This window comes from Actinoplanes sp. DH11, assembly GCF_020873875.1.
In the GTDB taxonomy this organism is placed as follows: Bacteria; Actinomycetota; Actinomycetes; order Mycobacteriales; family Micromonosporaceae; genus Actinoplanes.
This window is the reverse complement of the sequence record NZ_JAHWGU010000033.1, coordinates 70067-96528: the sequence shown is the minus strand read 5'-3', so window position 1 is coordinate 96528 and position 26462 is coordinate 70067. Positions and strand designations below refer to the sequence as shown.

The following is a 26462-nucleotide window of genomic DNA, read 5'->3' as shown; positions in this document are numbered from 1 at the left end:
GAGCGCAAGATATGCCTCACGCTCGCGGGTCAGACGTCGACGGCCCTGATTGACCGACCGGTCCCGGACCTCGAAGTCCATCGCATCCCCTGAACTGGGGTGTTGCGACGACTCCTAGAACCCAAGGACCCGGGCCTTCTCAGGCGTAGAGGGCAAAGTAGATCGCGATGTGGTGGCTTATCGCCGCCACCAGCGTGCACGCGTGGAAGAACTCGTGGTGGCCGAAGACGGTCGGCCACGGGTTCGGCCGCCGCAGGGCGTAGAAGACCGCGCCGACGGTGTAGATCAGACCGCCGACGATCATCAGGACCAAGCACGTCACGCTGACGTGCAGCACGTCCGGGATGATTGCCACGGCGACCCAGCCCAGTGCCACGTAGAGCGGCGCGCCGACCCACCGGGGCAGGTGCGGCCAGATCAGTTTGAGGGCGACACCGCCGAGGGCGCCGAACCAGACCAGGCTCAGCATCAGCGTGGCCATGCCCTTGTCGAGCAGCAGCACGCAGAACGGCGTGTAGGTGCCGGCGATGAAGATGAAGATCATCGAGTGATCCATCCGCCGCATGATCTGGTAGCCGCGTTCACTCCAGACCCGGCGATGGTAGAGCGCACTCACGCCGAACAGGCCGCAGACCGTGATGCTGTAGATCAGGCAGCTGAAGAACGGCGCCATGCCCGGGCGGGTGAGGGCGATCGAGCAGAGGACGATGCCGCAGACGACTGCGACGAAGAACGCGTACTGATGCAACCGGCCGCGCAGACGCGGCTTACCGAGATCGGCCGGCTTCATCCGGAACGGGGTTGAGGGCGTCACGTGTTCCAGGTTACGGCACCGTAGGTTACTAGCGGGTAGTGACGCCGCATACGCCAGACCATCACCGATGATTTCCCCATGAAAGTACGACGCGTGGGCGCCTCGGCGCTGCTGATCGAATGCACCGGCCCGGCCGCCGTGGAAGGCTGGCGCGCCGAGCTCTGGCGCCGCCGCGAGATCGGCGACCTGGACGCTGTGGAGATCGTTCCCGGGGCACGGACCGTCCTGCTCGACGGCGTACCGCCCGGCACCGAGGAGCGCCTCGCCGCCTGGGAACCGGCACCGGACGCCACACCCGCCGCCGGTCCGCTCGTCGAGGTGCCGACCACCTTCGACGGCGACGACCTGGCCGACGTAGCCGAGATCTGGCAGGTCACCGTCGAGGACGCGGTGAAACGCCTGGTCGAGACGCCGCTGACGGTGGCGTTCTGCGGATTCGCGCCCGGTTTCGCCTATCTCCGTGGTCTGCCGGAGGCGTGGGCGGTGCCCCGGCTCGCCGCTCCGCGGCCTCGCGTGCCGGCCGGTTCCGTCGCGCTCGCCGGTGGTTACGCCGGGATCTACCCCACGGCCTCACCGGGCGGGTGGCGGCTGGTCGGCCACACCGGCTTGGAGCTTTTCACCGTACGGGCGGAGCAGCCCGCCCTGCTCTCCCCGGGCACCCGCGTCCAACTGGTCCAGCAATGATCACCGTGCTGCGGGCGGGCCCGCTCACCACCGTGCAGGACCAGGGCCGCCCCGGGTACGCGCACCTCGGCGTGCCCCGCTCCGGCGCGCTCGACGCACCGGCCCTGGGACGCGCCAACCGGCTCGTCGGCAACCCGGACCACGCGGCCGGGCTGGAAACCACCCTGCTGGGCTGCCGGCTGCGGTTCGAGACGCCGGCCATCGTGGCGGTGACCGGCGCGGTGGCCGCCGTGAAACTCGACAAGGTGCCCGTCGGCGGTCCGGTGATCGAGGTGCCGGCGGGCGGGGTGCTGGAGATCGGGCGGGCGGTGCGTGGGGTGCGCTCCTACGTCGCGGTGGCCGGCGGGATCGCTGTCGAACCGGTGCTGGGCAGCCGGTCCACGGACACGCTGGCCGGGCTGGGCCCGGAGCGGCTGGCCGACGGGATGACACTGCCGATCGGGGGTGCCGGGGGCTCGTCCGCGGCTCCGGGCGGCCTGCCGGTCGCGTCCGGGGCTCCGGGCGGCCTGCTCGGTGCGCCGGAGCCGGCGGACAGCGTCGTGCTGGGGGTCCGGCTGGGGCCGCGCGACGACTGGTTCGAGGTCGCGGGACTGTTCGGTCACCCGTACACGGTGAGCCCGATGAGCAACCGCGTCGGATGCCGGCTGGCCGGCACCGCCCTGACCCGCACCCGGGCCGGCGAACTGCCCTCCGAAGGCGTGGTGCTCGGCGCCGTGCAGGTGCCGGCGGACGGGCAGCCGATCGTCTTCCTCGCCGACCACCCCACGACCGGCGGATATCCGGTGATCGGAGTGGTCGGGGACGTGACCCCGCTCGCTCAGGCGCGGCCAGGTACTACGGTACGTTTCCGTGAACTCGATTGACCTCAACGCCGACCTCGGCGAAGGCTTCGGAGCCTGGCGGCTCGGCGACGACGACGCGCTGCTCGACGTCGTCACCTCGGCCAACGTGGCGTGCGGCTTCCACGCCGGCGACCCGTCCACGATGTACCGGGTGTGCCGCACCGCGGCCGAGAAGGGCGTGGCGGTCGGAGCCCAGGTCGGGTACCGGGACCTGGCCGGGTTCGGCCGGCGGCGCATCGACTACGACCCGCGGGACCTGCGCGACGACATCCTGTACCAGATCGGCGCGCTGGAGGCGTTCTGCCGGGCCAGCGGGACCAAGGTCAAGTACGTGAAGCCGCACGGCGCGCTCTACAACACCGCGGCCGTCGACGGGGTGCAGGCGTCCGCCGTGGTGGCGGCGGTCCTCGCCTACGACGCCTGGCTGCCGATCGTCTGCCAGCCCGGTTCGGTCCTCGCCGACAAGGCCCGGGAGGCCGGGCTGACCGTGATCGCGGAGGGGTTCGCCGACCGCGCCTACCTGCCCGACGGGCGGCTGGTGCCCCGATCGGCGTCCGGTGCGCTCGTGCACGACCCGGTCGAGGTGGTGGACCGGGTGGTACGGATGGCGGCGGCCGGCGAGGTGGTCGCCACCGACGGTTCCGTGCTCGAAATGCCGGTCCAGTCGATCTGTGTGCACGGTGACACGCCCGGGGCGGTCGAGCTGGTCCGGAAGGTTCGGGAGGCGCTCGAGTTCGCTCTGACGGTCGTGCGGCCGGTCAACCGCTGAGCCGGGGCGCCGACTCCGGGCCCCCTCCGGCCGGCTTCGGCGCCCTCCGGTCAACCGCTGACCTGAGGGCGCCGGCGTCGGTGCCCCGCCCGTCCACCGTTCGCCCCCACCGGCCCCGGGCCCGCCGGGCGTCTTGGCCCGGGCTGACGCTCGCCGTGTGCCCGGGGCGGTGATGGCCGATCCGGATCAGGCGGCCGGCTCGTCGAGACCGCGCAGGACCAGGGGCAGGCGGTCCGGGCCGGTCGGGTCGATCACGATGGGAACGCCCCAGTCCTGCCGGGTCAGGTGGCAGGCGCCGAACTCGGCGTCCACATCGCACGTCGCGGCCTGCGCGACCACCTGGAGCACGCCCTTCGGAACGTCCGGGTTGAGCACCAGCCGGCGGGACAGGTCGGTGGTGACGCCGTCGCCGGACAGCAGCAACTCGGCCGGGGAGGCCGACACGGTCAGGCGCAGCGGCGAGCCGAACTGGCTGTCCAGCTTCTGGCCCGGCGCCGGCGTGAAGATCACGTCGAGGGTCACCTCGCCGGGGGCCAGGTGCGACGGCGGGCGCTCGGTCCGGTGCCGTTCGCCGCTGACCGTCTTCACCACACCCGGAGCCAGCCGGGTCAGCCGGTGCGCGGCCGACTCGACGACGAGGACCTCGTTCGCGGCGGTCACCAGGATGTCGCTCGGCTCGGCGAGACCCGAGTCCACCGTGGAGACGGCGTTCGCCACCGGGTCGAAGCGGCGGACCGCGCCGTTGTAGGTGTCCGCGACCAGCACCGAACCGTCCGGCAGCGCCGCCACCCCGAGCGGATGCTGGAACAACGCCTCAGCAGCCGGACCGTCGACGTGACCGAAATCGAACAGACCCTGACCGACCGCGGTGTGCAGCACGCCGGCCTCCACATACCGCAGGGCCGACGTCTCGCTGTCCGCGATCCAGAGCCGCTCGCCGTCGGCGCTCACCGACAGACCGGACGGCTGGGCCATCCAGACGTCCGGCAGCGGCCCGTCCCGCAGCGCCTCGACAGTCGTGCCGGCGTAGACGCCGACGGTCCGCTTGATCGGATCGAACCACCAGAGCTGGTGGATACCGGCCATCGCGATGATGACCTTGTCGTCGAACCAGGCCAGATCCCACGGCGAGGACAGGTCGGCGGCGAGCGCGTCGTGCGGGTGCTCGTCCACCGTGGAACGCCACGGCCGGCCCGAACCGGCGACCAGGGTGATCTCGCCGGTCGCGGTGTTGATCGCCCGGAGCTGGTGGTTCACGGTGTCGGCGACGACCACGTCGTAACCGGCGATCTCGGCCACCGGCGGCGGCAGCAGAACCAGGCCCTGCGGCTCGCTGAACGGCTCGTTGCGCTGCTCGCCGCCGAACCGGCGTACCAGAGTCTCGCCGTCCGCGGCCAGCTCGACCACCGAGTGCCGCGCCGAGTCGGAGACCAGCAGGTTGCCGCCGGGCAGCTCGATCGCCTTGCCGGGGAACCGGAGCAGGCCGTCCGGCGCGGGCGGCGGAACGAACGGGCCGTCGCCGCGGTGCAGCGTGCCGTCCGCCTCGTGCTTGGCGATCAGTTCGTCGATCAGGCGGGACAGGCCCTCGGCGTGCCCCTCACCGGCCATCGAGGCGACCAGGTAGCCGGTCGGGTCGACCACTGCCAGGGTGGGCCAGGCCTTCGCCGCGTACTGCTGCCAGAGGTGCATGTCACCGTCGTCGACGACCGGATGGTGCACCCCGTACCGCTCGACGGCGGCCGCCAGCGCCACCGGGTCACGCTCGTGCTCGAACTTCGGCGAGTGCACCCCGATCACCACGATCGCGTCGCCGTACTTCTCCTCGAGCGGGCGCAGCTCGTCCAGGACGTGCAGGCAGTTGATGCAGCAGAACGTCCAGAAATCCAGGATCAGGATCTTGCCCCGGAGGTCGGCCAGGGTGAGATCCCGGCCGCCGGTGTTGAGCCAGCCGCGGCCGGAGAGTTCGGGCGCACGCACGCGAGAGTTCATGGTGCCCATCGTGCCTGACGAGCCGTGGACCGCCCACTGGCGGTCGGCCCACGGCTGTGATCAGGCTTTACCTGCGCCCTGCGGCGCCTCTCGGTCAGCCCTGCGGGCGGGCCTCGGTCAGCCGCGCGGCTTGAGGCAGAGCACCTGGTTGGCGCCGTCCTTCGGGATCACGATGTACGGCTGGGAGGTGTCCGCGCACTGGTCCTTGGTGGCCGCGATCGAGACCACCTCGAACGCGCCCTTCGTCGAGCAGTCGGCCTTCACCGGCGTGTTGCTGCCGGTCCGGGTCACGCACTCGCCCTGAGCCACGCTGAACTCGTCGTCACCGGAGATCAGGTAGACCAGGCCGAACACCACACCGAGCAGCAGCGCGGCGCCGAGCACCACGGCCAAGGTGACCGGCACGGTACGCACGTTCACCTTCACCGGTGCCGGAGGTGCCGCCGGCTCCTCCGACTTGAACTGGTCGAACCGGTTCTGCTCCTCGGCCGGGCCGGGCCAGCTGGTGGTGTCCTCCGGGCCGGGCGGTGTCACCGTGGCCCGGGCCGCCGGGCTGTTCGGGTAGACGCTGCCGGGACCGGACTCGGGCATCGGCGGCAGGGCGGGCGCCGGTACGTACGGCGAGTCACCCCGGCCCGAGACGTCCGTGGTGTTCTCGTTGAACTGGTCCGGCCGGGCGCCACCGGGGCTGGTCGGGGCGTTGCTCCGGCCGAAGTCGGTGGTGAAGTCGCTGTAGGGCGGGCCGCCGGCGCCCGGCGCACCGAACCCGGGACCGCCCGGGGACGGCTCACCCGGGAACTGCGGCGAACCCGGCATCGGGAACGGCGCGGTGCCGGAACCCGGGTAGGGCGAGCCGCTGCCCGGTGCCTCCGGTGGCGCGACCCGGGCACTCGCCGACGCGCGGGCCGAGGCCCGGGCCGGGGACTGCGGCGCCACGCCAGGCGCGTCGGTGCCGAAGCCCGGCGCGCCGTCACGCGGGAACGGCATGCTGGCGAACCCGCCGGACGGCTCGCCGTCGGACGACTCGCCGGCCCGCCGGCCGTAGGTGCCGCTCTCGGCCGGACGTGCGCCGAAGGGGTTGCTGTCGCCGGGACGCCCGTTCTCAGCCGGTCGGCCGTAATCGCCCTGGTGACCGTTTTCGATCGGCTGACCGTATTCGCCGAGGCCGCCGTTCTCCGCGGGCCGGCCGTATTCGCCGGGACCCCCGCTTTCCGCGGGTCGGCCGTATTCGCCGGGGCCGCCGTTCTCCGCAGGTCGGCCGTACTCGCCGGGGCCGCCGTTCTCCGCAGGCCGGCCGTACTCGCCTGCGTGCTCGACGGGCCGGCCGTACTCGCCGCTGTCGCCAGGCCGCTGGCCGAACGGGTTGTTCTGCGCCGCCGGCGCGCTCTCGCCGAAGCCGCCGCCGCCCGCCTCGCCGAAGCCGCCGCCGCGCTGCGGCAGCGGCGCGGCCAGGAAGCCACCACTCGGCTCGCCGTCGGGCTGGGCCGGGAAGCCGGCGCCACCGTGCTGCGGAACACCGGAGAAGCCCGGGCCGTTGCCCTGCTGCGGCGCGGGCGGGAACCCGGCGGGCGGGGCGAAGCGGTCGTCGGCACGGGAGAAAGCGCCGGACGGCTCGTCGTTGCCGGGGTACTGCCCGCCCTGCTGCGCCGCGAACGGCTCGGCCCGGTCCGCGCCCGGCTCGCCGCGCTGTGAGAGCCCGGCCCGGTTCGCGCCCGGCTCGCCACGTTGCGGGAGTGGAGCGGCGAACGGTTCCGCCCAGTCCGCACCCGGCTCGCCGTGCTGCGGGACCGAGGTGCCGTACGGTGCCGATTCGGCGCGATCCGTCCCCGAGTCACCGCGCTGCGGGAGCGGGGCCCCGAACGGCTCGGCGCCGGGCTCGCCCCGCTGCGGGAGCGGGGGTGCGTAGGAGGCCGAGTCGCCGCGCTGGGCGCCGGGCTCGCCGCGTTGCGGCAGCGGAGTGGAGTACGGCGCGGCGGGGAAGCCGCTCGACGGCTCCTCGTCGACCCGGTCGTCGGCGCCGGTCTCCGGCTCGGCCGGGGGCGTCGCGGCCGGGCGGCCGTAGACGCGGGCCTGCGGCGCGGGCGCGGGCGGTGGCAACTCGGAGGCGTCGACCCGTGAACCGGGAACCGAGGCGCTGGCCGTCACCGGGCGGGCCGATCCGACGACCGGACCGGCTGCCGGTCCGGGACGCTCGGCGAGTTCACCCGGGTCACGTGGCTGCGGCACGGCACTGCCGGACGTGGGTGCCGGCATCGGTGCGCCGCCACTGGAGAGCGAGGCGCCGGGCACGCGCTGCGGGAAACCGGAACTCCCGGCGGGCTGGGCATCCCGGTCGGCGGGGGCGTCGGCGGGCTGACCACTCGCCGGGTACGCCCCGAAGCCGCCGGAGTGCGCACCGCCGGACTGCCCGTTGTCGGACCGTGCGCCATCGGCCTGTGCGGCACCGAACGGCTGGGCGCCGACGCCGGCATCGGACGTGCCGCCGAAAGGCTGCGAACCAGGACCGAAGCGACCCTCAGCACCACCCGGCTGCCGATCGCCGCCGTCAGACTGGACGGACCCGAAGGACCCGCCGGAAGACGCCGGGCCGAAGGAGCCACCGGACGAGGCCGAGCCGAAGGAGTCGTTGGAAGACGCCGGGCCGAAGGAGCCGTTGGACGACGCCGAGCCGAACGAGTCGTTGGACGACGCCGAGTCGTTCGAGGAGGCCGAGCCGAACGCCGGCGCATCGTTCTCGGGCTGGGCGGATCCGAACGGCTGCGATGTGCCCGAGGTGGGCTGACTCGAACCGAACGGCTGCGGTGCGCCGGAAGCGGGTGCCGGGGAGCCGAAGGGCTGCGGGGACTCCGATGCGGCGGCGCCGAAGGGCTGGGCGCCGGGCTGCTGACCGCCCGCGTAGGACTGGCCGGCATTGCGGACCGGCAGGTCGAGGCCGGGTGAGCCGTCAGCCTCCGCGGTGGCCGGGCCGGCGGGTGCGCGCAGCGGGAAGCCGCCGCCGTCACCCCGGCGGGCGGGGAAGGTGTCGGCGGCCGGCCGGGTCGGGTCGGCGGGCTCGGGGTTGCGGGCGTTGTTCTGCATCCAGCTGTTCTGTGCCGGGCCGGCAGTGAAACCACCGGGCGCGGGGACATCGGGGAGGTCGGTGAGGCTGGCGCCGGGCACACGCACCGGCTGGTCACCGAAAGCGGAGAAACTGGTGCCGCCGGAGTCGTCGGCGGAGGGCACCGAGGCGCCAGGGGTACGGGTCGGCAAGCCACCGGGTCCACCGGAACCACCAAGGCCACCGGAACCACCAAGGCCACCGGAACCGAGGCCGCTGGCACCGGAGCCGCCGGAACCGAGGCCGGGGCCGCTGGAGCTGCCGGGGCCGCTCGCGGCGTTCGACCCGGCGGGACCGCCGGCCGGCGCGCTGCCGTTGAGACCGGGAACGCCCTGCTGCTCACCGCCCGGTGCGGGCTGACCGGCGGGTGCGGGCTGGCCGTAAGGAGCGGGCTGACCGGCGGGTGCGGGCTGACCGGCGGGTGCGGGCTGGCCGTAAGGAGCGGGCTGACCGTAAGAAGGTGACTGCCCGTAGGGGACCGCTCCACCGTAGGGCGCGGGGGTTCCGGGGACGCCGGGTGTGACCGAACCGTACGGCGAGGCTGGCTCGCGCCGGGGCAACGGCTCGGCTTCGCCGGGCTGTGGCGGGCGTGCCGAACCGTAGGGCGTCCCGGCGGGCTTGGGGCCCGCTCCGAACGCGGCGACCTGCGGAACGACGAACGGCGAGCCGCCGTTCGGGGTGGCTTGGGGAGGCGGCCCGTACGAAGTCGGGACCTCGGCCGGTGCCGGGGCGGATGCCCGGCCGGCCACTCGCTGACCCTCAGCGTCGGACGGGTAACCGTCCGAACCGGGTCCGCCCGACGTGGCTTCGGCCGGCTGACCGGCGTGGTGCCCCTCGGACGTCATACGCGCCTCCTCGTTTCTGCGGCCGTGCCAGCTTTGCACGGACGCGACCCTGCCGGTGTCCTTCCGTGGCAAGGGCCTTGCCGGCTCTGTCGGCCAGGGCCGTGCTGGGGGCCGGGGTCCGTGGCCTCCGGTGGCCCCGGTCCTCGTCAGCCGACCGGCCGTGCCGGCTTGGGGACCGTGCCCAACCGTACCGGGCGTCGGCGACCGGAGGAATCCCGGTGTACGCCCCGGAGGGACGAGTGTCCGATCTTGAAGAGTGGTTTTTGACACGAAACAGCCCGTCCGGATGATCCGGACGGGCTGTTTCGCGGGATGTCGACCCTAGAAGGGCCGCCGCTGGGCGAAGTAGGCGATCTCGTCGCGCATCGCCTGCGTGGGCGCCGTCTGCATGGCGCGGTCGATGGCGCGGTTCTGGCGGCTGATCCTGCGGCGCTGGCGGATGCGGTCGATCATGCTCATGACGCTGCTCTTTCCCCGGCTGGTGTGCCGGCACTGCTCATGACGAGCGTCCCGGTCCGCTTGTGGCGGTCACCTCGGCGCACGTCTCGGTGTTGACTCGAGTATGCGCCTCCACTGAGGAGCTTTCCAAACTTTTAGAGGGTGAGCTGGGTCATCTGCCTAAGGATCGAAGGTCCGCACCCGCCATGACCGAAGGAATCAGCCCCAGGTGAGCATCGCCGTCTTGGGGTCGGCCAGGAAGGCGCCGACGTCCCGGAGGAACTTCGAGCCCAGCTCGCCATCGATGATCCGATGGTCGAAGGAGAGCCCGAGCGTCGTGACCTGGCGAATCTTGATCTTGCCGTTGTGCACCCAGGGCGTCGGGCGGATGGCACCCAGCGCCAGGATCGCAGCCTCGCCCGGCGGCAGGATCGGGGTGCCGGTGTCGACCCCGTACACGCCCACGTTCGTGATCGAGAACGTGCCGCCGGTCATGTCGGCCGGTGGCGTCTTGCCCGAACGCGCCGTCCGCACCAGGTCGTTCAGTGCGGTCGCGAGCTCCGGCAGGGTGAGCCGGCCGGCGTCCTTGACGTTCGGCACGATCAGGCCGCGCTCGGTCGCCGCCGCGATCCCCAGGTTCACGTAGTCCTTGACGACGATCTCGTTCGTCTCGCCGGACCAGGTGGAGTTGACCATCGGGTACCGCTTGATCGCGAGCAGGACCGCCTTCGCCACCAGCAGCAACGGCGAGATCCGCTGCTCGGCGAACTCCGGCCGGGACCGCAGCTTCTCCAAGGTCTTCACGCTGCGGGTCACGTCGACGGTGAGGAACTCCGTGACGTGCGGTGCGGTGAAGGCGGACGCGACCATGTTCGCCGCGGTCAGCTTCCGCACCCCCTTGATCAGGATGCGCTGCTCGCGCGTGCCGGCGTCGGCGACGCCGCCGGTCAGGGTCACCGCGGGCGCGGCCTCGACGGCCACGTCCAGGTCCGGCGCCGATCGGGCCTGGGCGACAGCCTGATGTACGTCGTCGCGCGTCACCGACCCGAGCGGACCGGTGCCGGCGATCGTCGCGAGGTCCACGCCCAGGTCACGGGCCAGCTTGCGGACCGGCGGCTTCGCCAGCACCAGGCCGGGGCGGGTGACCGGGGCCGGTGCCGGGGTGGGCGATGCCGTTGGGGGCGTGCCGGCCGGAGTCCCGGCGGTAGCCGCCGCAGGCGGGGTGGTGGTGGCCGCGGGTGTGGCAGAAGTGGCCGTACCGGTGCGGGGTCGCCGTTTCGCGCTCGTGGTGCGCGGGCCGTAACCGACAAGTACCGCCGTGCGCCCGCCAGGGGCCGGACCACCGATCAGGCCGGCTTCGACCTCGCCGCCCGCCGTGTCCGTGGTCGCTGCTGCTGCTGCTGCCGCCGTCGTCTGCGTCTCCAACGACGTGGGGGCCGGCTCGGTGGGGACCGGACCGGAGGAGGGGTCCGTGTCGATCGAGATGATCGGCTTGCCGACCTCGACCACCGTGCCCGCCTCGTGGAAGATCCGGGTGACGACGCCGCCCCATTTCGCCGGGATCTCGACGGCCGCCTTGGCGGTCTCCACCTCGACGATGGGCTGGTTCAGCTCGATCGTGTCGCCGACCTTGACCAGCCAGGACAGGATTTCGCCCTCGGTGAGGCCTTCGCCGAGGTCGGGCAGGTTGAATTCCTTGATCCGGGACATCGGCGTCACCAGCCGAACGAACGGTCGACGGCGTCCAGCACCCGGTCGAGATCCGGGAGGTACTCCTCCTCGGCGCGTGCCGCCGGGTAGGGGATGTCGTAGCCGGTGACCCGCAGGACCGGTGCCTCCAGGGAGTAGAAGCACTCCTCGGTGATCCGGGCGGCAAGTTCCGCGCCCAGGCCCAGGTTGCCCGGCGCCTCGTGGACGACGACCGCGCGGCCGGTCCGCCGGACCGACTCGAAGATCACCGGGTAGTCGACCGGTGACAGGGTGCGCAGGTCGATGACCTCGAGTTCGCGGCCGTCCTCGGCGGCGGCCGAGGCGGCGTCGAGCGCCACCCGGACCATCGGGCCGTAGGCGAGAACTGTCGCGTCGGTGCCAGGCCGGGCCACCCGAGCGGCGTGCAAGGGGTACGCGCCGTCGAGCTCGCCGGCCAGGTCGACCTCGCCCTTCTCCCAGTAACGCCGTTTCGGCTCGAAGAAGATGATCGGGTCGTCGGACGCGATGGACTGCTGGATCATCGTGTAGGCGTCCGCCGGGTTGGAGCAGGTCACGACCTTGAGGCCGGGGGTGTGCGCGAAGTACGCCTCGGGGGACTCCGAGTGGTGCTCCACCGCGCCGATGCCGCCGCCGTAGGGAATCCGGATGACGATCGGCAGCCGTACGTTGCCCTTGGAGCGGTAGTGCATCTTCGCCACCTGGGCGACGATCTGGTTGTAGGCCGGGAAGACGAAGCCGTCGAACTGGATCTCGCAGACCGGCCGGTAACCCCGGATCGCGAGGCCGACGGCGGTGCCGATGATGCCGGCCTCGGCGAGCGGGGTGTCGATCACCCGGTCCTCACCGAAGTCCTTCTGGAGGCCGTCGGTGATCCGGAAGACGCCGCCGAGCTTGCCGACGTCCTCACCCATGATGACGACCTTGGGGTCGTTCTCCAGCGCGCGGCGCAGGCCGTGGTTGAGCGCCTTGCCCAGGTTGATCGTCTCGGCCATCAGTGCCCACTCCCCTCGAACGACGCCTGGTAGTCCTCGAACGCCCGGCGCTGTGCCGCGATCTCGGGCGAACCGTTGGGATAGACGTTGTCGAACATGGCGACCGGTTGCGGGTCGGGCATCGCGAGGACCCGCTCCCGCAGGTCCAGGGCGAGTTTGCCGGCACCCTCGTCGACCTCGCCGAAGAAGTCCTCCCCGGCCAGCTGCTGCTTGGTGAGGAACGCCTTGAGGCGGGAGATCGGGTCCTTCGCCTTCCAGGACTCGACCTCGCTGGAGATGCGGTACCGCGTCGGGTCGTCGGAGCTGGTGTGCGCGCCCATCCGGTAGGTGTACGCCTCGATCAGGGTCGGGCCCTGTCCGGTGCGGGCGGCGTCCAGGGCGGCCCGGGTCACCGCGTAGGTGGCGAGCACGTCGTTGCCGTCGACCCGGATGCCGGGGAAGCCGTAGCCGTTGGCCCGCTGGTGCAGCGGGACGCGGGTCTGCCGCTCGAGCGGTTCGGAGATCGCGTACTGGTTGTTCTGGCAGAAGAAGACGATCGGTGCGTTGAAGACACCGGACCAGACGAACGACTCGTTGACCTCGCCCTGGCTGGTGGCGCCGTCACCGAAGTACGCGATCACGGCCTCGCCGTCCGCGCTGCCGGTCCGGCCGTCCATCGTGACGCCCATCGCGTAGCCGGTGGCGTGCAGCGTCTGCGAGCCGATCACGATGGTGTACGTGTTGAACCGGAACTCGTTGGGGTCCCAGCCGCCCTGGTCGACGCCGCGGAACAGGCCGAACGGCATGATCGGGTCGATGCCACGGCAGTAGAGGACGCCGTGCTCGCGGTAGGTCGGGAACGCCATGTCCTGCGGCCGCAGCGCCCGGCCGGAGCCGACCTGTGCCGCTTCCTGCCCGAGCAGGCTCGCCCAGATGCCGAGCTCGCCCTGTCGCTGGAGCGCGACGGCCTCGGTGTCGAGACGCCGGACGGTGACCAGGTCGCGGTAGAGCTCCCGGTACTCCTCGTCGGTGAAGTCGACGGTGTAGGTGGTTCCGTCGGCGGTGGTCGCGCTGTCGAAGCGCTCGCCGTCGGGGGTCAGCAGTTGGACGAAGCCGCCGGCCGGCACATCGCTGCCGGCTTTGTCGCGCTCGCCTTTCGCCATCCGTGTCTCCTGTTTCCTCTTCGCGCCCGCGGCGGGTGTCTCCCGGCCGCGCGGCTGACCGCTGGGGCTGCCGCGCCTGACCCGGGTGGGGTTGCCGCGCGGCCTGTTCCGGCTGCTGCTCCTGCCGGGACGAACCCGCCGAAGCCCCGCTGGTTGGCGGAGGACGACGGCGGCGGTGCCGTCGCCCCCATCCTGACAGAGGGAGTGACCGCCGTTACAGACTGCGTGGATCACGAATAGAGATTTTCTCCCAGCGCATCGCCGAGGATATTTGTCCGGTTTAGTGGTTTTTGTGCTCTCACTCCAGTACGAATAGCAGCCTCTCACCGCTGCCGGATGCGGAATGCGTCGTTCAGCCCTTTGACCGGAACGGATCCAACTGGATCTTTTCTTCGCTGGAGGAACACGCGTGTCGCACCTGCCCCACGACGACGGCCCCGTGCCGCCATTCAAGGTGCTGCGCAAGCGCCTCAACGGGGTGTACAGCGAGGACCACGGCTTCTCCGGCCCGACCCGCCGCTACGTGATCATGGTGGCGATGCTGGTCGGCCTCGCGTCGGTGCCGACGCTGGCGGTGCTCACCACCGGCTCCAGCGAGATCTCCCGGCAGGACCGGCCCGGGGCGATGGATGTGCCCTTCCTGCCGCCGGCACCTACCGGGCCGGTGGGCGGGCCATCGGCCACGGCGTTGCCGCCGGGCCCTGCTGCGCCGAGCGAGCCCTCCGATATGACCGATAAAGATCAGGTGTACGCGGGGGAGCGTCCGGCGGGTTCGAAGAACGGGCGGGGTACGGGGGCGCCGGTTCCGCCGACGATTTCGGATCCTGCGAAACCGAGGGATTCCCCGGCTCGTAAGGAATCGCCGCGCGCTTCCGGTAGCGGTGTTATGTCCGAATTGCCGAAGGGGTCGGATTCTCGGCGGCTGGATCCGCCCGGTGTGCCGGATTCGCCACGGGGGCCAGGTTCTTCGCCCGGCTCTCTGCCCGGTTCTTGGCCCGGTTCTTGGCCCGCGCCTGGCTTTCCGTCGCGGCCGGGTTCGCCTGCTGGGCCGGGTTCGCCTGTCCGGCCCGGATCGCCACACGGGCCTGGGTCGCCGCAACGGCCTGGGCTGCCGCACGGGCCTGGCTCGCCGCACGGGCCTGGGGGGCCGGGGGTTCCGGGGCTTCCGGTCGTGCCGGGTCTGCCGGTCGTGCCGGAGGAACGGAATGCGGGGTGGCACGAGGAGCCGGCCGCGTTTCCCACCGCTCCGGGGCTGCCCGCTGTGCCACCTGACGGCCGGTCGCCGGCCGGCAGATCCGCCAGCTCGCCCGATGGCCGGTCGTCTGCCCGCAGCAGCTCGCCCCACGGCAGTTCGTCGCACGGCACTTCGCCCGACGGCAGTTCGCCGGATGGCCGGTCGTCGTCGCGTGGCAGTTCGCCGCGCGGCAGTTCGTCCTACGGCGGCTCATCGCACGGGGGGTCGTCGCGGGGTAGCTCGTCACCCGACAGCTCGTCGCCCGCCACGGCGTCGCACGCCGGCTCGTCGCCTGGCAGTTCGTCGCGCGGCCGGGCGTCGGCCGACAGTTCGTCGCAGAGCCGGTCCTCGCGCGGCAAATCTGGTCGGCCGCGGGGCGCCGGCCGGTCGGCGGACCGCCGGCTTCCCGGCTGGCCGACGGATAAGCCGGGCTGGCCGACGGACAAGCCCAACCGGCCGGCGGAGGAGCCTGGCCGGCCGGCGGACGAGCCGGCCGTGCCGGCGGCGGAGCCGTGCAAGCCCATCCGAGAACACAGCCGCCGGTCGGGAGCCGACCGGTCCGAGACCAGCCGGAGGTCAGCGGTGGCCGAACGCCCGTACAACATTCGACCTGCTCGGATCCTCGAACAGAGTTACGCGGACGGCGGGATCAACGTGCACCGCCTGCTCACCCAGCCGCGTTCCGACGAGGACCGGATGATGAACCGGCCGTACCGGGGTCAGCACCGGGCCGAGCACACCCAGCAGTCCGACGAGCTGAACGCGGCGTGGCAGCGCAGCACCCGGGTCGGGCGGCATCACGCCGAACCGGTCGACGACCATCACGTCAACCGGCGCTGAGCCGGCTCATTCGTCGCGGTTGGCCTCGAGCCAGGCGTCGATCGCGGACGCGTCGTTGGGGTCGACGCCCTCGGCGATGAGCTGGGCCACCGCCGCGGTGGCCGGGCTGCGCCGCTCGCCGGTCGTGTAGAGCCGGGCGAACTCCGGGATCAGCTCCTCCATCGCGGACTCGGTCTCGGCGACCGCGTCGGCGGGCAGGGAGCGCCGGTGAGCCGTGTAGGCCGACCAGGCTCGCACCACCCGGGGCAGCATGGCGGCGTCGTCCATGTCGAGGACGGCCCGGCGGTGCACCCAGTCGAGCAGGAACAGGCCGGCCACGGTCGGGCTCCAGCGCAGCGGGTCGCCGCCGGGCAGGCTCTCGGCGTGGTCCAGGATCAGGCTGAGGCAGAAGCTGAACGAGGCCTGGTCGGCGTCGGACGACAGCTCCGGCAGGCCGGCGCGGGCCGCCTCGGGTGAGGACATGAAGTCGTGGGCCAGGTCGGCGCCGGTGGGGCCGGACGGCTCGTCCAGCGGCGGCGTGGTCACCGCGGGCAGCAGGGCCAGCCGGGCCGCGGCGAGAGCGCGGTCGGTGGCGAGCGAACCGTCGGACGGCAGGTCGCCCAGCTCGTCGGTGATCTCCAGGTGGCGGCCGACCTCGTCGCGGAGCCGGCCCGGGTCCTCGCTGCGGAACCAGGTGAGGTCGTCGGCCGTGCACAGCTCGCGCACCTGGGTGAGCAGTCCGTCGGCGGCGGCCGAGACGAAGACGTCCTTGGTGATGCCGATGTTGTGGTCGACGACGGCGACGACCGCGTGCTCCGGTCCGCCCGCGGAGTCGTCGTCGTAGGCGAACGTCGCCAGGTAGGAGGTCTGGTCGCCGTAGACGTCGCCGTACGCGTAGAAGCCGGTCGGCCGCACCCGGCCCAGCTGGTCCACCCAGGACGGCGCCCGCCCGTCGTGGCCGACCTGGGCGGCGCCGTCGGCATCGGGCACCAGGGCGGCGAAGACCTCCCGGATCGTCACTGCCTCCGGGGTGCCGCGCCGGCTGGTCTCGCTCAGGAACCGGCCCACGAAGTCGCGGACCGCTTCGGCACGGTGCTCGGTGGCGACCGAGTAGACGCTGCCGAGCAGCGCCGTGCCGAGCATCTCCGCGTCGAGGGCGCAGCCCAGCTTCGTGACGTCGCGGGCCGCGTGCAGAACAGCCTCGTACGCGCTCTGGGGTGCCGGCATGTCGCGAGCCTACGCCGGGTCCCCCGCCGGAACTACTCCGAGCGGACCACGCCGAGCGCTTCTCGTGCCTGGGCGTAGGCGTTCAGCACCTCACGGACCGGCGCGACCACGTGTTCCCGGGCCACCTCGGTCACCGCCGCCCGCAGTCGCTGCTCCGCTTTCCGGTGTGCGCGCCGGGCGCCCGCCGCCACCAGCGGCTTCAGCAGCAGCCAGACGAGCAGCCCGGCCAGCAGGCCGCCGAGCAGCAGCAACGTCGGCAGCGGGACGGAACCCACCTGCGGGTTGTTCAGCTCGGGCAGGCCCAGGGCGCCTAGCGCGTACCCCAGGATCAGCCAGCCGAGACCGACCACCGCCGCACCGAGCAGCACCCACTGGAGCACCCCGGCGACCCGCCACCAGAGGGGTTTGCGCTGGGCGCCGAGGTCGGCCGTGGCGATCGCCCGGTCCAGCGCGTCGGGCAGGTCACCGGACCGGGAGCGGGCCGCTTCGGTGAGCGCCGGCGCCCAGACGTCCGGCAGCGGCGCGGCGGCCCGGGTGGCGACCGCCCGGACCGAGATGCCGACCGCGGAACGCTGGGCGGCGTCGGGTGCCGGCACCGAGGTGCGCGGCACGATGTCCGTCGAGACCGCGTCGGTCTCCGGTTTGTCGCCGAGGTGCAGCCGGCGCAGCGGGTCCGGGCGGAGCCGGTTCAGCCCGCGGATGAGTGGCCAGCCGGTCGCCGCGGTGGCGCGTTGCCGGTACGCCGCGGCGGTCGCGTCGGCCACCGCGGGAACGCCCGCCGAGGCGGCGAGCGAGTCGGACAGCTGCCGCACGGTGCTGCGGTCCACCTCGTCCTCGGCGGCCGGCGGGCCGATCGTCGCGGCCAGTTCCTCGCCGACCGTGTCCAGGTCGGCGGCGAGCCGGCGCAGCGCGGCCTGTCGCGCGGCCACCGTCTCCTCCAGGGCGGCGCGCAGCTCACCGAGCATCCCCGGTTGTTTGGCCGAGGCGGCCAGCACCGGCGTCTCCTCCAGGCCGTCCTCCTCGATGAGCCGGCGCAGGTCGCCGAGCACCACCTCGGTGTCGCCGGGACTGAGCCGGTCGGCCTGGTTGAGCACCACGATCGTCACGCCGGCGTGCGCGCTGAACTGCGAGAGATATGCCTGGTGCAGCACCCGGTCGCCGTACTTCTGCGGGTCGACGACCCAGACGATCTGGTCGACCAGGCCGAGCAGCCGGTCCACCTCGAGCTGGTGGGTGCGCTCCACCGAGTCGAAGTCCGGCAGGTCGAGCAGCACCAGCCCGTGCAGGGCCACCTCGTCGTCGCCGTCCAGCGCGCTCTCCCGGACGAACCGCTGCCGCGGCAGCACGCCCACCCAGTCGAGCAGCTTGTTGGCCGGTTCCAGCGGGCCCCAGACGCAGGCGTGCGCGGTGCCGGTGGTGGGCCGGCGCACACCCACCTGGGAGAGCTTGAACCGGGCGAGCGCGTTGAACAAGCTCGACTTGCCGCTGCCGGTGCTGCCGGCCAGCGCCACCACGGTGTGGTCCAGCGAGAGGGCGAGCCGGTTGCCGGCCCGCTCCACAAGCGTGTGCGCCGCGACCAGCCGGGTGTCCGGCAGGTACGGGCCGGCCACCCGGAGGAACCGGGACAGCGCCTCCAGCCGCCGGGCGAGATCCTCGGCGTTCACCCTCTGCTCCACCAGACTCATTGCCCCGACCCGGTCAACGCGAGTTCCTTCCTGGCTTCCTCGACCTCGGTGCCGACCCGGCGCAGCGCGGTGCCCGGTTCGGCCTCGAGACGCGCCGTGGCTGTCCGCTCGGTGAACCGGGCGGCCTCGACGGCAAGCAGATCATCCACCCGGGACAGCAGCTCGGTGCGGGCGCGGGTGGCAAGCGTGCGGATGGCCTGGTCGCCGAAGACGGCTTCGAGCACCTTCTGCGCGGCGACCGCGCTGCCGGCGCCGGCAGCGACCTCCAGGCCGGTCGGGATGAACGCGGTCGAGGTGAACACCGCGATCATCACGGCCAGGCCGGCGCCGTTCACCGCGTACGCCGCGCCGCGGGCCACCGTGCGCTTGTCCGCGGCCTCCCGGCGGACCAGGTCGAGCACCCACTGCTGCCAGTCGCGGACCAGGCGGTCGGCGCGTTGCGCCAGGTCGTCGGAGGCGCGTTGCAGGCCGGGTTCGAGCAGGGCGGCGCCGGCCGGGTGGGCCTGCCAGGCCGCGTACGCCTGCTCGGCCGCGTCGGCCGCCACCCCGCGCAGCAGGGTGACGAGCTGGGACTCCATCGCGACCTGAAGGTTCCGCCCCGGTGCCGGACGGCCGCTGACCGCCGCGAACAGCCGGTCCCGCAGGTGGCCGACCCGGGACTCCAGGCTGCGCAGGAACTCGCCGGTGCCGATGAACTCCTGCCAGCGGGCCAGCACCTCGCCGCGGAGCAGCCGGCCGTCCTGGAGGCCCTCCTCGGTGGTGCGGCGGGCGCCGCGGTAGGCCGCTTCCACCCGCTCGTCGAGGTTCTGTGCGGTGGACACCTGCTCGGCGGCGGCGTCGGCCAGGCCGTGCAGTGCCGGGGCGAGTGCGCCGAGTGCGCCGTCCAGCGTCTGCCGGACCACCGCGGACCGGGCCGTCGCGTCCGAGGAGAGCTGGGCGAACCACTGCCGCATCGGGCCGACCGCCGAGTCGGGCAGCATGCCGTTGCTGTCCAGGCCGGTCTCCGGGATCACGAACAGTGGTGCCGAACCCAGGTCGCGCTCGGTGAGCATCTCGCCCAGGTGCGCGGCGACCTCGGCGGCGGCGTCGGCCGGGACCCGGTCCAGAACCAGGGCGATCACGGTGCCGCGCAGGCGGGCGGTGGTCAGCAGCTCCCACGGGACCGCGTCGGCGTAGCGCGCGGCGGTGGTGACGAAGAGCCACAGGTCGGCCGCGGCCAGCAGCTGGGCGGCGAGTTTGCGGTTGCGGTCGACCACCGAGTCGATGTCGGGGGCGTCGAGCAGCGCCACGCCGGGGCCGATCGACGGCGCGGCGACCACCTGCAGCGTGTTCGGGTCGGTGCTCTGCTCACCGGTGCGGACCAGGCCGGGCAGCAGCCCGCCCCGGCCGAACCAGTTGAGATCGGCCGGGTTGGCCACCAGCACCGGCGAGCGGGTGGTCGGGCGCAGCACCCCGGCCGTGCTGACCGGCGCCTGGATCAGGCTGTTGACGAGCGTCGACTTGCCCGCGCCGGTGGAGCCGCCGACCACCACGAGCAGTGGCGCGTCGAGGCGGGCCAGCCGCGGCAGCAGATAGTCGTCGAGTTGGGCGACAAGCGCCGCGCCGACCCGGCGCGCCTCCTCGGCGGAGGGCAGGGCCAGAGGGTACGAGACAGCGCCCAGCGCCGCCCGTAATCCGCTCAGGCCCGTCGCGAGCCGGCTCAGGGCGGGTGGCACTCCGGCCGTTTCGGGCCTGTTCTCCCGATTCGCCGGACGCTCCGCGTTGGTCCCCGTACGCTCTGATGGGCTGTTGACCTGGTTCTTCTCATCTGAGGCGGCGGGGACGGCGGACAGGGCCGACGGACCGACCGCGTCTCCGTGCGTCGTCACGGGTAAAGCCTGCACGATCTATGCATCCCCGACAACGGGTCCCGGTATGCCGTGACCGGACAGGTATGTAGGTGATTGCCGAATCATCTGTCCCGCGCGCCAACTTGCGCCGCTCCGGCTCAACTTCGATTTGACGTTGTGTGGGACCGTGGCATCATTGAGTCGGTTCCACTCAACCCTGGTATGAACCAAGTCGGTTAGCGAAGCGAGGAACACCATGGCACGTGCGGTCGGCATCGACCTCGGCACCACGAACTCCTGCGTCAGCGTTCTGGAAGGAGGCGAGCCCACCGTCATCGCCAACGCGGAGGGCTCTCGGACGACTCCGTCGATCGTCGCCTTCGCCCGCAACGGCGAGGTGCTCGTCGGTGAGGTCGCCAAGCGTCAGGCGGTGACGAACCCTGACCGGACCATCCGCTCGGTCAAGCGTGAGGTCGGCACGAACTGGTCGATCGACATCGACGGTAAGAAGTACACCCCGCAGGAGATCTCGGCGCGGGTGCTGATGAAGCTCAAGCGCGACTCCGAGGCGTACCTGGGCGAGACGATCACCGACGCGGTGATCACCGTCCCGGCCTACTTCAACGACGCCCAGCGTCAGGCCACCAAGGAGGCCGGCGAGATCGCGGGCCTCAACGTGCTGCGGATCGTGAACGAGCCGACCGCGGCTGCCCTGGCCTACGGGCTGGACAAGGGCTCCAAGGAGCAGACCGTCCTGGTCTTCGACCTCGGTGGCGGCACCTTCGACGTCTCGCTGCTGGAGCTGGGCGACGGCGTCATCGAGGTGAAGTCGACCTCCGGTGACAACCACCTGGGCGGCGACGACTGGGACCAGCGCATCATCGACCACCTGGTCAAGACCTTCCGCGGCGAGCACGGCATCGACCTGTCCCAGGACAAGATGGCTCTGCAGCGTCTGCGTGAGGCCGCCGAGAAGGCGAAGATCGAGCTCTCCGCGGCGACCACCACGAGCATCAACCTGCCCTACATCACGGCCGGTGCGAACGGCCCGCTGCACCTCGACACGTCGCTGAGCCGCGCCGAGTTCCAGCGCATGACGCAGGACCTGCTCGACCGCTGCAAGGGCCCGTTCGAGTCCGCGATCAAGGACGCCGACGTCAAGCTCTCCGACATCGACCACGTCATCCTGGTCGGCGGCTCCACCCGGATGCCGGCGGTTACCGAGCTGGTGCAGAGCCTGATCGGCCGCGAGCCGAACAAGGGCGTGAACCCGGACGAGGTCGTCGCGGTCGGCGCCGCCCTGCAGGCCGGTGTGCTCAAGGGCGAGGTCAAGGACGTCCTGCTGCTCGATGTCACCCCGCTGTCGCTGGGCATCGAGACCAAGGGCGGCATCATGCACAAGCTGGTGGAGCGCAACACCACCATCCCGGCGCACCGCTCCGAGGTCTACACCACGGCCGACGACAACCAGCCCTCCGTGCTGATCCAGGTCTACCAGGGTGAGCGCGAGATGGCGGCCTACAACAAGAAGCTCGGCACGTTCGAGCTCAGTGGCATCGCGCCGGCGCCGCGCGGCGTGCCGCAGATCGAGGTCTCCTTCGACATCGACGCGAACGGCATCGTGCACGTGTCCGCCAAGGACCTGGGCACGGGCAAGGAGCAGAAGATGACGATCACCGGCGGGTCCGCGCTGCCGAAGGAAGACATCGAGCGCATGATGCGCGACGCCCAGGACCACGCGGACGACGACAAGAAGCGCCGCGAGGACGCGGAGACCCGCAACCTGGCCGAGCAGCTCCAGTGGCAGACCGAGAAGTTCCTGGCGGAGAGCGGCGACAAGCTCCCCGAGGACAACAAGAACAAGATCAGCGAGGCTCTCGGCGAGCTGCGTGGCGCCCTCGGCGGCACCGACATCGAGAAGATCAAGACGGCGCACGAGCGGCTGTCGCAGGTCTCCCAGGAGGCCGGCTCGCTGCTCTACTCGCAGGGTGAGGCCCCGCAGGGCGCTCCCGGTGCCGACGCCGGCCCGGGTGCTCCGGGTGGCGCGACCGGCGCCGGCCCGGCGGGTGCCGCGGGCGGCGACGACGTGGTGGACGCCGAGATCGTGGAGGACGACAAGAAGTGACCGCCAAGGACGACGACAACGACGGTCCGGTGACCGAGCGGGAAGTCATCCAGGGCGAGATCGACGAGTCAGCCGAGGAGACTTCCGCCGAGGAGCCGGTGAACAAACCGGCCGGCGCACATCGCGCCCCCGACGAGGAGGACGAGATCCCGGTGCCCGAGGACGCGACGCCCAGCCTCGGTGCTGAGCTGGAGTCGCTGCGCAACGAGCTCGACGAGCGGACCCACGATCTGCAGCGGGTCACCGCCGAGTACGCGAACTACCGCAAGCGGGTGGACCGCGACCGGGGTGCGGCGGCCGAACAGACCACCGGTGCGGTGCTCACCGCACTGCTCCCGGTGCTGGACGACATCGACCGGGCCCGCGAGCACGGTGACCTGGTCGGGCCGTTCGCCTCGGTGGCGGAGCAGCTCACCGCGGCGACCGGCAAGCTCGGTCTGGTGGCGTTCGGGGAGAAGGGTGATGCCTTCGACCCGAACCGCCACGAGGCGGTCGCGCACCAGATGTCGCCGGACGTCACCGAGCCGACCTGTGTCGAGGTGATGCGCCGCGGCTACAGCCTGGGCGAGCGGCTTCTGCGCCCGGCGATGGTCGCGGTCGCCGACCCGGAGTGAGACCTTCAGGCGTTTCCCGCCCGCCGGTTCGCCGGCGGGCGGGACCTTCAGTGAAGTCGAGGAGGTGGACTGAATGAGCTCGAAGGACTGGCTCGAGAAGGACTTCTACGCCGTGCTGGGCGTGAACAAGTCCGCCTCAACCGACGAGATCAAGAAGGCGTACCGGAAACTCGCCCGCGACCTGCACCCGGACCGCAATCCGGGCAACAAGGAGGCGGAGGAGAAATTCAAGGCCGCCTCCGAGGCGTACGACGTGCTCGCCGACGACAAGAAGCGCAAAGAGTACGACGAGATGCGCTCCCTGTTCGGCTCGGGCGCGTTCCGCCGGGGCGCCCGTCCCGGCGGCGGTGCCGGTGGCGCCCAGTTCGACCCGTCGGACCTGTTCGGCGGGTTCAGCGGGGCGGCCGGGACCGGTGCCGGTGCGGACCGCCGGTTCGGTGGCACCGGCTTCTCCGACATCTTCAGCTCGATCTTCTCCGGCGGTGGTGGCCCGGCCGGGCCGGGTGCCGCCCGCCGGGGCCCGCAGCGCGGGCGGGACGTCGAGACCGAGGTGACGCTGGACTTCGTCCAGGCCGTCCGCGGCACCACCCTGCCGCTGACGTTGCGCACCCCGGGCGCCTGCGACACCTGCCACGGTTCGGGCGCCAAGCCGGGGACCATCCCGCGCTCCTGCCCGAAATGCCACGGCAGCGGCATGATCTCCAGCAATCAAGGCTCGTTCAGCTTCTCCGAGCCGTGCCGTGACTGCCAGGGCTCAGGCAGCATCGTCGACGAGAAATGCCCGGAGTGCCGGGGCAGCGGCGGCGTCACCAAGTCCCGGACGATAAACGTGCGCTTCCCGGCCGGCGTGGCCGACGGGCAGCGGATCCGGCTCAGCGGCCGGGGCGAGCCGGGCGATCGCGGTGGCACTGCCGGCGATCTGTACGTGCAGGTCAAGGTGCGGCCGGACGAGCTGTTCGGGCGCAGCGGCGACGACCTGACGCTGGCCGTGCCGATCACCGTCGCGGAGGCCGTGCTCGGTACCGACCTGCGGGTGCCCACCCTGGACGGCCCGGTCACCCTGCGGGTGCCGCCGGGCACGCCGAGTGGGCGCAAGCTGCGGGCCCGCGGCAAGGGTGTGGTCCGCAAGGAGGGCCAGGCCGGTGACCTGATCGTCACGGTCGACGTGCAGATACCGGCCGTCGTCAGCGACGAGGCCCGGGACGCGCTGGAGAAGTTCGCGAAACTCACCCCGCCGGTGGGGCGGGAGCGGCTCGACGCCCGTATGCGCCGAGCCGGTTAGGACCCTCACGGGAGGTGGCACATGTATGAAGAGATCCACATCTCGACGGAAGCCTCCGACGCGAAGGTTTTGATCATCTCGGTCGCCGCCCGGCTGGCCGGGATGCACCCGCAGACCCTCCGGCAGTACGACCGTCTCGGTCTGGTGCAGGCGGGACGGGCGGGCGGCGGTGGCCGGCGGTACAGCGAGCGCGATGTCGCGCTGCTCCGGGAGGTGCAGCGGCTCAGCCAGGAGGACGGTGTCAACCTGGCCGGCATCAAGCGGATCATCGGGCTCGAACAGCTCGTCGGCGACCTCCAGCACCGGATCGCCGAGCTGGAGCAGGAGCTCGAGGAGGCGTACACGCGCATGGCCCGGATGGAGGCGATGCGCAGCCCTTACGCCGGTCGGGACCTGGTGCGTCAGGAGAACCACTCGACGGCCCTGGTGGTGTGGCGGCCACGCCGCTCACCGGACAGGTAAGCAGAAACGGCGGCCCTCATCGAGTGGCCGCCGTTACTACTTGTAGTTATTTACCGCTTACCGAGCGTCAATTCATCAGCGCCGGTTGAAGAGGCCGAGTCGCCGCGGATGACGGACCAGGCCGCCCTCCATCCAGTCGTGGTGGTCGAAGAGCTCGGGCCGCGTCATCAGCACCCGGCAGTTGTGCGCCCAGATCTGCATCGGCTCGTCGCCGACCTCTTCCGCGCGCTCCACGAACTTCTTCAGTCGGCGCTTGCGCTGCCCGCTCGCGTTCTGCCGCACCCCGTCCGCGGCGTAGATGTACATGCAGTGCTGTGCGAATCGCCGCGCCGGGCACTGCCGGTCCATGGCCAGCTCGAACAGGGTCGGGCCGAGCACGTCGCCGGAAATCAGCAGATCCCAGTCGCGCGGCATGGTGTTCAGTGGGACCGTCTCAGGGTGGTACGCCCACGCCTGAAGCTCGTCCGGCCGGGGATCGACCGGATTCCCGAATCCGAAGAATGTTGCTTCACGCACGCTCACGCCGCCGCCTCACTCATGCGTCCACAGCAGGTGACCGGCGTCTCCGCCGGTCACAGGTGTCGGACGTCCCAATACTCAGAGTCGTCGCCCCGAGACGGTAGCGTGCTCAATGTTTCAGCGGAAGTGTCAAGGCTTCACATTCAGATACTGGACAGTAACTTTGGGCGCTCCCCGTGGAGACGCCCGTCACTCCGTCGCCGCCGGCCGCTGGGCGCGTTCCACCTGCGCCACCATCCGCCGCCGGACCGCCTTCTTGAACCACTGGTAATCGGGTAGCCGGGCCAGCATCGGACCGGTCACCACGGTGATCAACACGTACGCGGTGGCGAGCGGCGCGAGCCGGGGGTCCACGCCGTACGCCACCGCGAGGCCCGCGATCACCACCGAGAACTCGCCGCGCGGCATCAGCGCCAGGCCGGTCCGCAGCCGGCCGGGCAGCGCGATGCCGGCCCGCTTCGCCGCTAGGTAACCGGTGAGCACCTTGGTCAGCATGGTCAGCACCGCCAGCCCGAACGCCGGCAGCAGCACCGCCGGCATGTCGGCCGGGTCGGTGGCCAGCCCGAAGAAGACGAAGAACACCGCGGCGAACAGGTCACGCAGCGGCGAGAGCATCTGCGTCGCGTGGTGCGCGACCGGCCCGGAGAGCGCGATGCCGACCAGGAACGCGCCGACCGCCTCGGAGACCTTGAGCTCGCCGGCCACCCCGGCGATGAACAGGGTGAGGCCGAGGACGCTGAGCAGCAGCGCCTCCGGGTCCTTGACCGAGATGAACCGGCTGATCTCCCCGCCGTACCGGATGGCCACGACCAGCACCGCCACCACCGTGACCACCGCGACGCCGAGCGTGGTGAGGCCCGGGATCAGGCCGGCCCCGGCCAGCACCGCGGTGGCGATCGGCAGGTAGAAGGCCATCGCCAAGTCCTCGATCACCAGGACCGAGAGGATCACCGGAGTCTCCCGGTTGCCGACCCGGCCCAGGTCGCCGAGCACCTTGGCGATCACACCGGACGACGAGACCCAGGTGATGCCGGCCAGCACCAGCGCGGCCTCCCAGCCCCAGCCGAGCAGCAGCGCGAACGCCGCGCCGGGCAGCGCGTTCAGCAGCATGTCGATCAGGCCGGCGGGCGCCGCTGCGCGCAGGTTGCCCACCAGTTCGCCGGCCGAGTACTCCAGGCCCAGCATGACCAGGAGCAGCACCACCCCGATCTGGGCGCCGACGCCGATGAACTCCTCGCTCGCCGAGAGCGGCACCACCCCGCCGTGCCCGAAGGCCAGACCGGCCAGCAGGTACAGCGGGATCGGGGAGAGGCCGAACCGCCGGCCGATGCGGCCCAGCATGCC

General features: G+C 71.9%; 20 protein-coding genes. 8 read left to right on the top strand and 12 right to left on the bottom strand.

Annotation, left to right across the window (positions count from 1 at the left end; genetic code table 11):
- Positions 1-139 precede the first annotated feature (139 nt).
- Positions 140-814 carry a hemolysin III family protein gene (locus LPA41_RS34785; protein WP_229075485.1) on the bottom strand — a complete coding sequence of 225 codons (675 nt, stop codon included), beginning with the start codon at positions 812-814 and terminating at the stop codon, positions 140-142.
- Between the two features lie 78 nt (positions 815-892).
- On the opposite strand from LPA41_RS34785, the gene LPA41_RS34780 reads away from it, so the two are divergent.
- From LPA41_RS34780 to LPA41_RS34770, 3 genes are read left to right on the top strand one after another with little or no spacing between them, the layout of a single operon-like run.
- On the top strand, positions 893-1498 hold the full coding sequence (locus LPA41_RS34780; RefSeq protein WP_229075484.1) for an allophanate hydrolase subunit 1: 606 nt from the start codon (positions 893-895) through the stop codon (positions 1496-1498).
- Complete coding sequence (locus LPA41_RS34775) at positions 1495-2361, top strand: biotin-dependent carboxyltransferase family protein (RefSeq protein WP_229075483.1); 867 nt, start codon at positions 1495-1497, stop codon at positions 2359-2361. Before LPA41_RS34780 ends, LPA41_RS34775 begins: the two co-directional genes overlap by 4 nt.
- Complete coding sequence (locus LPA41_RS34770) at positions 2357-3109, top strand: LamB/YcsF family protein (protein WP_229075495.1); 753 nt, start codon at positions 2357-2359, stop codon at positions 3107-3109. Before LPA41_RS34775 ends, LPA41_RS34770 begins: the two co-directional genes overlap by 5 nt.
- A 186-nt stretch (positions 3110-3295) precedes the next feature.
- Here the strand turns inward: LPA41_RS34770 and LPA41_RS34765 are convergent, their stop codons facing one another.
- From LPA41_RS34765 to pdhA, 6 genes are all read right to left on the bottom strand, one after another.
- Positions 3296-5098, bottom strand: coding sequence for an NHL domain-containing thioredoxin family protein (locus tag LPA41_RS34765; RefSeq protein ID WP_229075482.1), 1803 nt, complete (start codon positions 5096-5098; stop codon positions 3296-3298).
- A gap of 117 nt (positions 5099-5215) precedes the next feature.
- Positions 5216-9040 (bottom strand): hypothetical protein, encoded by a 3825-nt coding sequence (locus LPA41_RS34760; RefSeq protein WP_229075481.1) that lies wholly within the window; start codon positions 9038-9040, stop codon positions 5216-5218.
- 321 nt (positions 9041-9361) lie between these two features.
- Positions 9362-9499: a hypothetical protein gene (locus LPA41_RS34755; RefSeq protein ID WP_229075480.1), complete on the bottom strand. Its 138-nt coding sequence runs from the start codon at positions 9497-9499 to the stop codon at positions 9362-9364.
- A 198-nt stretch (positions 9500-9697) separates the two neighbouring features.
- Positions 9698-11188 carry a dihydrolipoamide acetyltransferase family protein gene (locus LPA41_RS34750; protein WP_229075479.1) on the bottom strand — a complete coding sequence of 497 codons (1491 nt, stop codon included), beginning with the start codon at positions 11186-11188 and terminating at the stop codon, positions 9698-9700.
- A gap of 5 nt (positions 11189-11193) precedes the next feature.
- Positions 11194-12180, bottom strand: coding sequence for an alpha-ketoacid dehydrogenase subunit beta (locus LPA41_RS34745; protein WP_374238246.1), 987 nt, complete (start codon positions 12178-12180; stop codon positions 11194-11196).
- Positions 12180-13322 (bottom strand): pyruvate dehydrogenase (acetyl-transferring) E1 component subunit alpha, encoded by a 1143-nt coding sequence (gene pdhA / locus LPA41_RS34740; RefSeq protein WP_229075477.1) that lies wholly within the window; start codon positions 13320-13322, stop codon positions 12180-12182. Before pdhA ends, LPA41_RS34745 begins: the two co-directional genes overlap by 1 nt.
- 1816 nt (positions 13323-15138) lie before the next feature.
- Between pdhA and LPA41_RS34735 the strand changes: the two genes are divergently transcribed.
- Positions 15139-15396, top strand: coding sequence for a hypothetical protein (locus tag LPA41_RS34735; RefSeq protein WP_229075475.1), 258 nt, complete (start codon positions 15139-15141; stop codon positions 15394-15396).
- 6 nt (positions 15397-15402) lie between these two features.
- On the opposite strand, the gene LPA41_RS34730 is transcribed toward LPA41_RS34735, so the two are convergent.
- From LPA41_RS34730 to LPA41_RS34720, 3 genes are read right to left on the bottom strand one after another with little or no spacing between them, the layout of a single operon-like run.
- Positions 15403-16602, bottom strand: coding sequence for a hypothetical protein (locus LPA41_RS34730; RefSeq protein ID WP_229075474.1), 1200 nt, complete (start codon positions 16600-16602; stop codon positions 15403-15405).
- Between the two features lie 32 nt (positions 16603-16634).
- Positions 16635-18287 carry a GTPase family protein gene (locus LPA41_RS34725; protein ID WP_229075473.1) on the bottom strand — a complete coding sequence of 551 codons (1653 nt, stop codon included), beginning with the start codon at positions 18285-18287 and terminating at the stop codon, positions 16635-16637.
- On the bottom strand, positions 18284-20155 hold the full coding sequence (locus tag LPA41_RS34720; protein WP_374238245.1) for an ABC transporter: 1872 nt from the start codon (positions 20153-20155) through the stop codon (positions 18284-18286). The genes LPA41_RS34725 and LPA41_RS34720 overlap by 4 nt, the downstream gene beginning before the upstream one ends.
- A gap of 217 nt (positions 20156-20372) precedes the next feature.
- Here LPA41_RS34720 and dnaK point away from each other — a divergent pair, with 217 nt between their 5' ends.
- From dnaK to LPA41_RS34700, 4 genes are all read left to right on the top strand, one after another.
- A complete protein-coding gene (gene dnaK / locus LPA41_RS34715; protein WP_229075471.1) occupies positions 20373-22241 on the top strand; it encodes a molecular chaperone DnaK in 1869 nt (622 codons plus the stop codon).
- Positions 22238-22855 carry a nucleotide exchange factor GrpE gene (grpE, locus tag LPA41_RS34710; protein WP_229075469.1) on the top strand — a complete coding sequence of 206 codons (618 nt, stop codon included), beginning with the start codon at positions 22238-22240 and terminating at the stop codon, positions 22853-22855. The genes dnaK and grpE overlap by 4 nt, the downstream gene beginning before the upstream one ends.
- A 73-nt stretch (positions 22856-22928) precedes the next feature.
- On the top strand, positions 22929-24137 hold the full coding sequence (dnaJ, locus tag LPA41_RS34705) for a molecular chaperone DnaJ (protein WP_229075467.1): 1209 nt from the start codon (positions 22929-22931) through the stop codon (positions 24135-24137).
- A 21-nt stretch (positions 24138-24158) separates the two neighbouring features.
- Positions 24159-24599, top strand: a complete 441-nt coding sequence (locus LPA41_RS34700; RefSeq protein WP_229075465.1) for a heat shock protein transcriptional repressor HspR — start codon at positions 24159-24161, stop codon at positions 24597-24599.
- A gap of 75 nt (positions 24600-24674) precedes the next feature.
- Here the strand turns inward: LPA41_RS34700 and LPA41_RS34695 are convergent, their stop codons facing one another.
- Entirely contained in the window at positions 24675-25121 is a 447-nt protein-coding gene (locus LPA41_RS34695; RefSeq protein ID WP_229075463.1) for a hypothetical protein, read from the bottom strand.
- 186 nt (positions 25122-25307) lie between these two features.
- Entirely contained in the window at positions 25308-26459 is a 1152-nt protein-coding gene (locus LPA41_RS34690) for a cation:proton antiporter (protein ID WP_229075492.1), read from the bottom strand.
- Between the last annotated feature and the right edge of the window lie 3 nt (positions 26460-26462).